Source organism: Streptomyces sp. NPDC052687 (genome assembly GCF_040678395.1).
Classification (GTDB): domain Bacteria; phylum Actinomycetota; class Actinomycetes; order Streptomycetales; family Streptomycetaceae; genus Streptomyces.
In genome coordinates this window covers 1-12,567 of sequence record NZ_JBFATR010000005.1, presented here as the reverse complement: position 1 = coordinate 12,567, position 12,567 = coordinate 1, and the positions used below count along the sequence as shown (strand labels likewise).

Annotated in this window: 6 protein-coding genes, 1 tRNA gene and 1 other RNA gene; 7 read left to right on the top strand and 1 reads right to left on the bottom strand. The window is 74.7% G+C overall.

Features of this window, described 5'->3' with window-relative positions; genetic code table 11:
• The first annotated feature begins 170 nt into the window (after positions 1–170).
• Positions 171–2,534, top strand: a complete 2,364-nt coding sequence (locus AB0K92_RS07600; protein ID WP_365920374.1) for an ATP/GTP-binding protein — start codon at positions 171–173, stop codon at positions 2,532–2,534.
• Positions 2,535–2,602: 68 nt separating this feature from the next.
• Here the strand turns inward: AB0K92_RS07600 and AB0K92_RS07595 are convergent.
• Positions 2,603–2,687: transfer RNA gene (locus AB0K92_RS07595), tRNA-Ser, on the bottom strand.
• A 72-nt stretch (positions 2,688–2,759) separates the two neighbouring features.
• Between AB0K92_RS07595 and ffs the strand changes: the two genes are divergently transcribed.
• From ffs to AB0K92_RS07565, 6 genes are all read left to right on the top strand, one after another.
• Positions 2,760–2,858: signal recognition particle sRNA small type (ffs, locus tag AB0K92_RS07590), an RNA gene on the top strand.
• A 208-nt stretch (positions 2,859–3,066) separates the two neighbouring features.
• Positions 3,067–5,442, top strand: coding sequence for a DNA polymerase III subunit gamma and tau (locus AB0K92_RS07585; RefSeq protein WP_365920373.1), 2,376 nt, complete (start codon positions 3,067–3,069; stop codon positions 5,440–5,442).
• A gap of 741 nt (positions 5,443–6,183) precedes the next feature.
• Positions 6,184–7,437, top strand: coding sequence for a phosphoribosylamine--glycine ligase (gene purD / locus AB0K92_RS07580; RefSeq protein WP_365920371.1), 1,254 nt, complete (start codon positions 6,184–6,186; stop codon positions 7,435–7,437).
• Positions 7,438–7,726: 289 nt separating this feature from the next.
• Positions 7,727–9,604, top strand: coding sequence for a hypothetical protein (locus tag AB0K92_RS07575; protein ID WP_365920369.1), 1,878 nt, complete (start codon positions 7,727–7,729; stop codon positions 9,602–9,604).
• A gap of 396 nt (positions 9,605–10,000) precedes the next feature.
• Positions 10,001–11,509 (top strand): N,N-dimethylformamidase beta subunit family domain-containing protein, encoded by a 1,509-nt coding sequence (locus AB0K92_RS07570; protein WP_365920367.1) that lies wholly within the window; start codon positions 10,001–10,003, stop codon positions 11,507–11,509.
• Between the two features lie 68 nt (positions 11,510–11,577).
• Entirely contained in the window at positions 11,578–12,477 is a 900-nt protein-coding gene (locus AB0K92_RS07565; RefSeq protein WP_365920365.1) for a phosphoribosylaminoimidazolesuccinocarboxamide synthase, read from the top strand.
• Positions 12,478–12,567: the final 90 nt, after the last annotated feature.

Below are 12,567 nucleotides of genomic sequence, written 5' to 3'. Positions count from 1 at the left end.
ATCGGCGTGTGCACCGTGGGACCGATCGTTCCCCACGCGGACGGCAGGCAAGGCCCCGAAGGGCGCCGCGCGTGTTGCCGTTCGCAGTGGCAGCACTCGGGGGTGTTGCCGTTCCGGACGGCAACACCATTGACACCACAGGCGAGTTGGGCCGCCGCGATACTGGCGGGATGTACGACGGACAGGCGCCCACCCCTGGCGAGGTGGCCACGGCCGCCCCGGCCCGGCCGGTGAGGCTGGCCCCGCTGAAGGACGGCTTGCCCCCGGAGAAGCGGGCGCTGGCGCAGCATCTGCGCCAGCTCTTCCTCGTGCTCGGGATCGGCGTGCGGCGCCTCGCGGCACGGCAGTTCATCGATCCCAGCTCGGTGACCCGCTACCTCAACGGCGAGCGGGTCCCGCCCTGGGACTTCGTCACCAGGATCATCGAGGATGTCGAGAAGGCCCGGGCGGCCCCCCTCACCCCCGAGGCGCGGGCGGCCCTGTGGGAGCTGCACCGGGCGGCGCTGAAGAGCAACCGGCACAGCAGTGAGATGCAGGCCCTCCAGGACAGGCTGGCCGAGGCCGACGAGGAGACCCGCCGCATCACGACCCGGCAGCGCGCCCTGGAGGAGGCGCTGCTGGACCGGGAGGGCCGCCTGGCGAAGGTACGGGGCCGGTGCCGGAACCTGGAGGCGCAGCTGGAGGAGCAGCGGCTCGCCCACCGGGGCGAGGTGGAGCTGTGGCGGGGCGAGTACGCGCGGCTTCAGGAGGAAAGCGGTGACCTGCAGGAACAGGTCATCTACCTGCAGGAGGCACTGGCGGTCACCCGCGCGGAACTGATCGCCGCCGAGGACCGGTGCCACCGGCTGGAAAGCAGGCTCGAGACCCTTCAGGCACTGGGCGAGGGCGAGCAGGACGACGACGAGCGCCCCTCCATCGTGGCGATGCTGGAGGAGGCCGACCGCAGGTCCTCGGTGCCCGAGCTGGTGCGGGCCGTCGGGGATCTGGAGCTGCGTACCCGGAAGGCCATGGCGAGCGAGCTCGTGCGGTCGGCCGGCCAGTCGCGCACCGTCGAGGAGGTGGCGGGGCTCCTGTCCGCGCTGCGGCGGGCGGGCTTCGACACGCACGCCCAGACCGCGCTGCCCGCCATGCTGATGGTCCGCTCGGTCGACGACACCAGTGCCCTGGCCCGGGAACTGTTCCGGGACGGCCTGGAGGAATACGTGGTGATCCTGGTTCAGGCGTCGGTGCGGTTCCACCAGCCCGAGGACCTGGCCGACTTCGCCCTCGCGCTGCACCGGGCCGGGCTCCCGGAGCACGCGGAAGGTCTTCTGGGTGCGGCGGCCGTGGTCCGTTCGGTGCCCGACCTGGTGTCCGTGACCCTCACCCTGGCGGGCGGCGAACTCGACGGCGCGGTGGTCACCGCGATGTCGGCGGCAGCCGCCCAGCGACCGGTGTCCGACCTGGTGACGCTGAGCCTCACCCTGCGCGACGTGCGGCTGTCCCGGTACGCGGACGTCCTGCAGCGGGCGGTGGCGGCCGGGCGGTCCGCGTCCGACGTGGCCGAGTTCCTGCGCGCGCTGAGCCACCACGGCCTGGAGCGGGACGCCGAGACGGTCTTCGCCCTGACCCAGGACCGCAGCATCGGCCATCTCATCCCGCTCGTCCAGGCCCTGCGGGACGGACGGGCCTGGTCGGTGCTGTCCCGCGCGGGGAGGTGCCGTCCCGTCGACGACGTCGCCGTCCTGATCAGCGAGCTGCACATGGCGGGACGCCATCAGTTCGCGGCGAACCTGCTGGTCCTGACCGTGCGGTCGCGACCGGTGGACCAGATCGAGCAGCTGCTGGACCTGCTGGGCGGCATGGCACCGGGCCTGGAGGCGGTCATGCGGACCGCGGCCAGGATCCTCACGCCGGCCGAGTGCGCCGCACTGCTGACCTGGCTGGAGCACCACGGGCTGGACGCGCCCGCCGAGGCGATCTTCCGGTGCGCGGTCCACGACGAGCTGGCGGGACAGGCGGGCCTCTTCCTCGCGGCCCTGGCCGAAGCCGGATCGCGCTGTGCCGGCCGGGACGTCCTGTGCCGGCACGCGAGCAGCATGGAGGTGCCGACCCTGGCCCACCTGATGCTGGCACTGGAGTCGGCCTCGCTGACGGGCCAGCTCGACGCGGTGATCACCGACAGGTACCTCCATGGTCCGGTGGTCGACGTGGCCCTGCTGGTCAAGCGGCTCGGCTCGACGAGCGGCGTGGGTCCGCGCGCGGAGCGCGTGCAGCGACGGGTCCTGGACCACATGGTCCGCGCCCGCTCCTGCGCCGATCAGGCGGCCCTGGTGGGAGCCCTGCAGGCGGCGGGACTGGGCGCACTCGCCGACCTGCTCGTCACCGAGGCCCTGAAGGCCCATGGACGGCAGTTCAAGGACCACCTGACGCGGGAGCGGACCAAGCACGAGCAGAAGGTCATGTCCCGGGCCTTCTGGGTCTCCGACCGCCCTCGCCCCCGACGCCGCGACCGGCGCGCCCAGACGGGCGGGACCGCCGAGGACGACCTGTGAGACGCCACACGACGAAGGCCCCGACCGGCGAACCGGTCGGGGCCCTCGACTGCCCTCGCGGGCGGAGGCGGAGGATACGAGATTCGAACTCGTGAGGGGTTGCCCCCAACACGCTTTCCAAGCGTGCGCCCTAGGCCTCTAGGCGAATCCTCCGCCGGAAACATTACATGACCGAGAAGGGTGCTCGCGAACTCGTTCCCCGCCCCCGGGATCAGGTAGCCTGGGCGCAGCCCCTCACGCGGCGCTATCTGACTGAACTCCCCCAGGGCCGGAAGGCAGCAAGGGTAGGTTGGCTCTGGCGGGTGCGTGGGGGGCGCTTGCGTTGCCGGGCGTGTTGCGGCTGCCGGGCGGGGCCCGGTCGGTCTTCGGCGGTGGTCGGCGTGACCGCCGGTGATTCCCGCGTCCGCGATCGGCGATCTCGCGAGCGCACTCCCGGCGATCTCCGAGACCGGGGGGCCGGCGATCTCCGGGCCCGCTGTCGGCGATCTCGGGGCGGATCCGGTTGTCAGTGGGCGCCTATAACCTCGTATGCGTGTCGTCTCTCGCGCTGTACCGCCGCTATCGCCCGGAGTCGTTCGCCGAGGTCATCGGGCAGGAGCATGTCACCGACCCGTTGCAGCAGGCGCTGCGGAACAACCGGGTCAATCACGCGTACCTGTTCAGCGGTCCGCGTGGCTGCGGCAAGACGACCAGCGCACGCATCCTCGCCCGCTGTCTGAACTGTGAGCAGGGTCCCACTCCCACCCCCTGCGGGGAGTGCCAGTCGTGCCGCGACCTGGCCAGGAACGGGCCGGGTTCGATCGACGTCATCGAGATCGACGCAGCCTCCCACGGTGGTGTGGACGACGCCCGTGAGCTGCGCGAAAAGGCCTTCTTCGGCCCCGCCTCCAGCCGGTACAAGATCTACATCATCGACGAGGCCCACATGGTCACGTCGGCCGGTTTCAACGCCCTGCTGAAGGTCGTCGAGGAGCCGCCGGAGCACCTGAAGTTCATCTTCGCCACGACCGAGCCCGAGAAGGTCATCGGGACCATCCGCTCGCGGACCCACCACTACCCGTTCCGGCTCGTCCCGCCGGGCACGCTCCGGGACTACCTCGCCGAGGTGTGCCGTAAGGAGGACATCCCCGTCGAGGACGGCGTCCTTCCCCTGGTCGTCCGGGCCGGCGGCGGGTCCGTGCGTGACTCGATGTCCGTCATGGACCAGCTGCTCGCCGGCGCGGGGGAGGAGGGTGTGACGTACGCCATGGCCACCTCCCTCCTCGGCTACACCGACGGCTCGCTCCTCGACTCCGTCGTCGAGGCCTTCGCCACCGGTGACGGCGCCGCCGCCTTCGAGGTCGTGGACCGGGTCATCGAGGGCGGCAACGACCCCCGCCGGTTCGTCGCCGACCTGCTGGAGCGGCTGCGCGACCTCGTCATCCTCGCCGCCGTGCCGGACGCCGTCGAGAAGGGGCTCATCGACGCCCCCGCCGACGTCCTGGAGCGGATGCAGGCCCAGGCCGGCGTCTTCGGCGCGGCCGAGCTGAGCCGCGCCGCCGACCTCGTCAACGAGGGCCTGACCGAGATGCGCGGCGCCACCTCCCCGCGCCTGCAGCTGGAGCTGATCTGCGCCCGCGTCCTGCTTCCCGCCGCGTACGGCGACGAGCGGTCCGTCATGGCCCGCCTGGACCGCCTGGAGCGCGGCGTGAACTTCTCGGCGGGCGCCGGCACGCCTCCCATGGGGTACGCGCCGGGGCCGGACGCCCACGCCGCCGCCGGGGCCGCCGGTGAGGTTCCTCCGGGGGGCGGGGCCGCCGCGGCCCGCGCCGCCGTACGGGGCTCCGGCGCACCCACGGCTCCCGCCGCCGCTCCGGCCCCCGCTCAGCCCGCGGCTCCCGTCCAGGCCGCCCCGGCACCCGCGCCCGTCGGCACCCCGGCCCCCAGCGCGCCGCAGCCCCAGGCCCCCGCCGAGGCCCCGGCCGCCGCCGCACCCGCCCAGCCGGCGGCGGCGCCCGCCGCCCCGGCCCCCGGCGCCTGGCCCACCGCCACACCCGCCGGTGCCGGTGCCGGTCGCCGCCCCGGCGGCTGGCCCACCGCCACCGCCCCGGGCAGCGGCCCCGGCCGCCCCCCGGCGGCCCACACCCCGAGCGCGCCCGGCGCCCAGGCACCCGCCCCGTCCGCCGCCGCCCCCTCGGCCCCCCTCCAGGCCGCCCCCGTCGGCGGCCTCGACCCGCGTGCCCTCTGGCCGGACATCCTGGAGGCGGTGAAGAACCGCCGCCGCTTCACCTGGATCCTGCTCAGCCAGAACGCCCAGGTGACCGGCTTCGACGGCACCACCCTCCAGCTCGGCTTCGTCAACGCGGGCGCCCGTGACAACTTCGCGAGCAGCGGCAGCGAGGACGTACTGCGGCAGGCGCTGGCCGAGCAGTTCAACGTGCAGTGGAAGATCGACGCGATCGTCGACCCGTCCGGCGGCTCCGCGCCGTCCGGCGGCGGCCCCGGCGGCGGCTACGGCGGAGGCGGCGCCTCCGGCACCGGCGGCTACGGCGGCGCGCCCTCCGGAGGCTACGGCGGCGCCACCGCCGGCGGCCACGGCGGCGCAGTGGGCGGTGGTTACGGCGGTGGCGGTGGTGGTACGGCGACGGCGCAGCGCCCGTCCCAGCCCGCCTCCCCGGCTTCCGCTGCTTCCTCCGCCCTCCAGGCCACCGCGACCTCGGCCGCCGCCCCCGCCGCTCCCACGCCCACCGCGCCCCCGGCCCCCGTGGCCCCGCCGCCCGGCCGGGACCCGGCCCCCGTCCCGGTCGCCCCCGAGGACGACATCCCCGAGGACGACGACCCGGACCTCGACGAGTCGGCCCTCTCCGGCCAGGAGCTGATCATGCGGGAGCTGGGAGCGACGGTGGTCGAGGAGTTCACCAACGAGTAGCCGTGACGCGGCGGGCCGCGCGACCCCGGTACCCGAGGCGGGCCCGGCCCGCGCGTGTCGCTTGCGCGACCTCCGCGTGTTGTTCGTGCGACCTCCGCGTGTCGCTCGCCCCACCCGGCCCCGCGTATCCCTCCGCCAGGCCTGCGAACCGCCCTGCCCGGTGTTACGTATCGCCCGTCCGGCGCTGCGTATCGTCCGCCGGCCCCGAAAACCGCCCCGCCTCGCCCGTGTTGGTTTCGCCGGGCCCGAAAAGCGCCCGCTTTGCCCGCGTATGGCTCCGCCCGGCCTGCGAACCGCCCTGCCTGGCCCCGCGTATGGCGCTCTGCTCAGCGCTGTGTATCGCCCGGTCCGGCGCTGCGTATTGCTCCGCCGGGCCCGAAAAGCGCCCGCTTTGCCCGCGTATGGCTCCGCCCGGCCTGCGAACCGCCCTGCCTGGCCCCGCGTATGGCGCTCCGCCCAGCGCTGCCCATCGCCCCGTCCGGCGCTGCGTATCGCTCCGCCGAAACCTGTGAACCCGCCCCGCCTCGCCCGCGCGTATGCCTCCGCCCGGCTTGTGAACCGCCCCGCCCGACCCCGCGTATGTCCCAGCCCGGCCTGTGAACCACCCCGCCCCCGCCCCGCGTATCGCATGCCCGCACCCCGCCCCACCCCCGCCCCTTGGACAAACCCACAACCACCCCACCCCCATCCCTTCGGCCGCCCGCACAAACCGCCCCGCCCCGCTCCGGTTAGGCTGACCCCGTGAAGGTCCTCGTCATCGGTAGCGGCGCCCGCGAACACGCCCTGTGCCGTTCCCTGTCCCTCGACCCCGCCGTCACCGCGCTGCACTGCGCGCCCGGCAACGCCGGCATCGCCGAGGTGGCCGAGCTGCACCAGGTCGACGCCCTCGACGGCGCGGCGGTGGCCGCGCTCGCCACGCGGCTCGGCGCCGAGCTGGTCGTCGTCGGCCCGGAGGCCCCGCTGGTCGCGGGCGTGGCCGACGCGGTGCGCGAGGCGGGCATCCCGGTCTTCGGCCCGTCCAAGGAGGCCGCGCAGCTGGAGGGTTCCAAGGCCTTCGCCAAGGACGTGATGGCGGCGGCGGGCGTGCCCACGGCCCGTTCGTACGTCTGCACGACCCCGGAGGAGATCGAGGAGGCCCTCGACGCCTTCGGCGCGCCGTACGTCGTCAAGGACGACGGTCTCGCCGCCGGCAAGGGCGTCGTCGTCACCGGCGACCTCGACCGGGCCCGCGCCCACGCGCAGGCCTGCGAGCGCGTGGTCATCGAGGAGTTCCTGGACGGCCCGGAGGTCTCCCTCTTCGCCGTCACGGACGGCGAGACGGTCGTCCCGCTCCAGCCCGCCCAGGACTTCAAGCGGGCCCTGGACGGCGACGAGGGCCCCAACACGGGCGGCATGGGCGCGTACTCGCCGCTGCCCTGGGCCGACCCCAAGCTGGTGGACGAGGTCGTGCAGACCGTGCTCCAGCCCACGGTCGACGAGATGCGCCGCCGCGGCACGCCGTTCTCCGGTCTGCTGTACGCCGGTCTGGCCATCACCGGCCGGGGCGTGCGGGTGATCGAGTTCAACGCCCGCTTCGGCGACCCGGAGACCCAGGTCGTGCTGGCCCGTCTGAGGACCCCGCTGGCCGGCCTGCTGATGGCCGCCGCCACCGGCAACCTCGCCGACCTGGAGCCGCTGCGCTGGAGCGACGAGGCCGCGGTCACCGTGGTCGTCGCCTCGCACAACTACCCCGGCACCCCCCGCACCGGCGACCCGATCACCGGTCTGGACGAGGTCGCCGCGCAGGACGCGCCGCACGCGTACGTGCTGCACGCCGGCACCCGGCGCGACGGCGACGCCGTGGTGAGCGCGGGCGGCCGGGTGCTGTCCGTCACCGCGACCGGCAAGGACCTCACCGAGGCCCGTGAGCGCGCCTACCAGGCGGTCGGTCGCATCCGGCTCGACGGCTCCCAGCACCGCACGGACATCGCGGCGAAGGCGGCGGCGGGCCGGTAGCGGACCCGCGGCACCCCCGCCCACCAGGCACGATCCAGGCCCCGGACTCCCGACGGAATCCGGGGCCTGACCTTTGCCCTGCGTCATCCACCTTTCCCCAAAGCCATTCCATCGAGTGACCGATGTGCTTTCCGGCTGACGGGGGCCGAACCCCCAACTAGGGTGCGGCGCAAGCGTTCCGGCACTTGGCCCACCGGCATTGCGATGTCAGTGGTGGGTGCCACAGTGGGGGAGTGAGCAACACCAGGACAGCCAGTGCAGCCAGGACGGGAGGGGGTGAGGTCCGGTCGTGACCGCCATCGGTGTGGAGGTGGGGGCCCAGGCCGCGCGGGCCCGGGCCGTGGCCGTGCTGCGGGTGCGCAGCCGGGCCCTGGCCGTGGCCCTGCTGCCGGCCGCCGCCGCGGTGATCCTGCTCGTCGGCGGCTCCACCGGGCGTCTGACGGGCCCGCTCTGGGACGCCGCCCGCTGGGCGACCGGCGCCCTCGCGCTGCTCGTGCTGCTCGCCGCCGCCGGCTTCGCGCTGGTCGTCGCCCGCGCCCGGCCGGCCGTGAGCCCCACGGTCCCGATCGCCGAGGAGGCCGCCCCGGATCTGTACCGGCTGGTGCGCGACCTAGCCGACCGGCTCGGCGTCCCGGCCCCCTCGGCCATAGCGCTCACCCCGGACTGCGACAGCTGGCTGGAGGACCGCACCCACCCGGCCCACGGCCCGCCCCCGCCCGGCGACGATCCCGGCCACCCGCCGGGCCTCGCCCGCCGCGGACCACGCGGACGCCGCGGGCCACGCGGACTGCGCGGACCGCTCGGTCAGGACGGGCCGCTCGGTCGCGGCGGTAATGGCGAGCAAGGCGATCACGGTGGTCACGGCGGTCACGGCGGCCCCCGGCGCACACCGACCGCGCCCGTCCTCGTCATCGGCTCCCCGTTCCTGTGGTGGATGCGCGTGGGCGAACTGCGCGCCGTCCTCGCCCCCGTCGTCGCCGGTACGGGCCCCTCGGCCCACCCCGACATAGCGGCCGCCAGACGCTTCGTACGCGGTCTGGACGCCGCGGTGGCCGTCACCTCCGCCGCCGGCCGCGGCCCGCTGACCCGGCTCCCCGGCGCCGGGGCCGCCTGGCTGGCCCGGCTGCTGCTGCGCGGCTGCCGCGAGCACGCCGCCGAGATGGAGCGCGGTGTGGCGGCCGCCGCCGCCGAGCGCGCCCAGGCGGTGGACTACGGGCTGCGGATCGTCGCCCAGGAGCAGGTCGGCCTGGCGTACGCGGGCTGGGACCGGCTGCTGACCCGGGTCGCGCTGCCCGCCTGGCGGATGGGCCGCTGGCCCTCCCGGCTGGACGCGGGCGTCGTCGCCGCCCTCACCGAGCTGTCCCGGCGCGACCGGCTGGCCGAGGGCTTCGCCTCGCGGCTCGGCGAGCGCCCCGCCTGCGACCTGCTGGAGGAGCCCGGCGCGGTGGACGAGGCCGCCTCGCTGCTCGCCGCCCGCCTCTTCCACGGCGGCCCCGCCGCGCCGGGTCCGGACTGGTGTCCGGTGGACTGGCAGGAGTATCCGGAGGAGGTCGTCGACCGCAAATGGCGCACCGACGCGGCCCGCCTCCACCGCGTCCTGGACGCCCTCGGCGTCCGCCGCACCGCCCCCGACGCCCAGGGCCCCACCCTGGCCCGCGTCCTCGACCACCTCGCGGAGGAGACTCCCGCCCCGGCCCGCGCCTCCGCCCACGCCTCGCACACCGCCACCCGCGTGGAGGACGCCGACGGGCAGCCCGTGCCCAGCCCCCGCTGCACCGCCCTCGCCGCCGGTCTCAGCGAGGAGCTGACCCGCGAGGAGGAAGCCGCTCTCCCCGTCGTCCCCGCCCAGCCGGCCGTCACCGGCCCGGACGCACCGCTCTGGGACGACGCCGCCCTCCCCCTCTTCCCCCTCCAGCCGCCGCGCACCCCGCGCGAGCTGCTGGCCGACCACATCACGGCGATGGTCTGCTGCGCGGCGATGGACACCGCGGGCGCCACCCCCGGCCTGGACTGGCTGGACGGCCCCTCGCTCCTGATCAGGGGCGAGCGCGCGGCCGACCTCGCCCCGAAGGTCCTCAGCCTCATCGAGGACGGCGACCCGGCGCCCCTGCGCGCCTGGCTGACCGAGATCGGCATACGCCCCGAGAAGCCGGTTCGTCTCGTCTGAGCCCCCTCCCTCCCGGAGCCCTCTGTTCCGCTTTCGGTCAATTCGAAACGAACGGTGACGGAGTCCGTGCGCAATGTGATGTGCTGGGACCGAACAGGCGCGTGGCAAGGGCTTGCGACATACGACAAGCTCATAACCGCACCGGCGTCACAAGCACCACCCCCGCCCCGCGACCACCCGGCCGCGGCCCACGCGAACGCACCACCGCACCACCCCGGAACCCGCACGACCCGGAAACAGCACCACCGCACCACCGCACCACCCGAGCACAGCCCGACCACACGACCGCACGACTCGACCACGCAGCTCAGCACCACCGCACCACCGGACCACCGCACCACCGGACCACCGAACCGACCGACACACACGGGGGCCCAAGGGAGGGGAGCACGCACCATGGGCTCGGACCAGATCCGCCGCTGGGAGTCGGGAGCACTGGCGCACGCCGTGACGGACCCCTTCGGCCAGGGCCCGCTCCCCTGGCTGCGCGGCAGCGAGACCTACTTCGACGACGGCCAGGTCGTCCCCTGGTACGTCGACCCGGACGCCCCCGAGCGCACCGGCGCCGCCCACCGCCCCGGCAGCCGCGTGCCCGCCCCGCGCGCCGGCTCGACCGGCCCCATCCGCTCCGCCGACGACGTGCACCGCCAGATCAAGGGCTTCGCCTCCACCGGCGCGGTCACCCCCGGCGAGGCCGTGGACTTCCACATCACTGTGGACCCGCCGCAGGAGTTCAGCGTCGACGTCTACCGCATCGGCCACTACGCCGGTGACGGCGCCGCCAAGATCACCACGAGCCCGCGCCTGTCCGGCATCGTCCAGTCCCCGCCGCTCGTCGTCGACCGTACGGTCTCCTGCCACCACTGGTGGCTCTCCTGGCGTCTGCAGGTCCCGGACCACTGGAGCACCGGCGCCTACGTGGCCGTCCTGACCACCGCCGACGGCTACCGCTCCCACGTGCCCTTCACCGTCCGCGACGACCGCCCGGCCGACCTGCTGCTGGTACTGCCGGACGTCACCTGGCAGGCGTACAACCTCTATCCGGAGGACGGCCGCACCGGCGCCAGCCTCTACCACGCCTGGGACGAGGACGGCCGCCTGCTCGGCGAGCGCGACGCCGCGACCACCGTCTCCTTCGACCGCCCGTACGCCGGGGCGGGCCTCCCGCTGCACGTGGGCCACGCCTACGACGTCATCCGCTGGGCCGAGCGCTACGGCTACGACCTCGCCTACGCCGACGCCCGCGACCTGCACGCCGGCCGCGTCGACCCCACCCGCTACCGAGGGCTGGTCTTCCCCGGCCACGACGAGTACTGGTCCCCGCAGATGCGCCGCGCCGCCGAGGCGGCCCGCGACCACGGCACGTCCCTGGTCTTCCTGTCCTCCAACTCCGTCTACTGGCAGGTCGAGCTGGGCCCGTCCCCGTCCGGCAGCCCCGACCGCCTCCTCACCTGCCGCAAACGCCAGGGGCCCGGCAAACCGGTGCTGTGGCGCGAGATCGACCGCCCCGAGCAGGAACTGCTCGGCATCCAGTACGCGGGCCCGGTCCCCGAACCCCACCCGCTGATCGTCCGCAACGCCGGCCACTGGCTGTGGGACGCGACCGGCGCGCACGAGGGCGACGCCATCGAGGGCCTGGTCGCCGGCGAGGCCGACCGCTACTTCCCGCGCGCCCCCCTCCCCGACCACGACGAGCGCATCCTGCTCGCCCACTCCCCGTACCGGGACGCCGAGGGCGTCACCCGTCACCAGGAGACCTCCCTCTACCGCGCCCCCTCCGGCGCCTGGGTCTTCGCTTCCGGAACCTTCGCCTGGTCTCCGGCGCTGGACCGGCCGGGCCACGTGGACCGCCGTATCCAGCGAGCCACGGCCAACCTCCTGGACCGCATCTGCAAACGTGACTGACCCGCTGTCCGCCGGCCCGTGCCCGTACGGGACAATCGAGGCATTGGACAGAACCACGGGGAGGAACCGTGTCCGGATTCGTCGAAAAGCCCGAGCCGATCCAGGTTCCGGGCCTGGTGCATCTGCACACCGGCAAGGTGCGCGACCTGTACCGGAACGAGGCGGGCGACCTCGTGATGGTCGCCAGCGACCGCATCTCCGCCTACGACTGGGTGCTGCCGACCGAGATCCCCGACAAGGGCCGGGTCCTCACCCAGCTCTCCCTGTGGTGGTTCGACCAGCTCGCCGACCTCGCCCCCAACCACGTCCTGAGCACCGAGCTGCCCGCCGGCGCCCCCGCCGACTGGGCCGGCCGCACCCTGGTCTGCAAGTCGCTGCGGATGGTCCCGGTGGAGTGCGTGGCCCGCGGCTATCTGACCGGCTCCGGCCTGGCCGAGTACAACGAGTCCCGTACGGTGTGCGGCCTCGCCCTCCCCGAAGGCCTCACCGACGGCTCCGAGCTGCCCGGCCCGATCTTCACCCCGGCCACCAAGGCCGCCGTCGGCGAGCACGACGAGAACGTCTCCTACGAGGAGGTCGCCCGCCAGGTCGGCGCCGACACCGCCGCCCGGCTGCGCCAGCTGACCCTCGCCGTCTACTCGCGGGCCCGCGACATCGCCCGCGAGCGCGGGATCATCCTGGCCGACACCAAGTTCGAGTTCGGCTTCGACGGCGACGCCCTCGTCCTCGCCGACGAGGTGCTGACCCCCGACTCCTCCCGTTTCTGGCCGGCCGACCAGTGGCAGCCGGGCCGCGCGCAGCCGTCGTACGACAAGCAGTTCGTGCGCGACTGGCTGACCTCCGCCGAGTCGGGCTGGGACCGGAAGAGCGAGCAGCCCCCGCCCGCGCTGCCGCAGCAGGTGGTGGACGCGACCCGGGCGAAGTACGTGGAGGCGTACGAGCGTCTGACGGGCACTCCCTGGAGCTGAGCCGTCCATGGCCCCGCCCCGGCCCGCCCCCGGCCCGCCCCCGGCCCGCCCCCGGCCCGCCCCCGGCCCGCCCCCGGCCCGCCCCCGGCC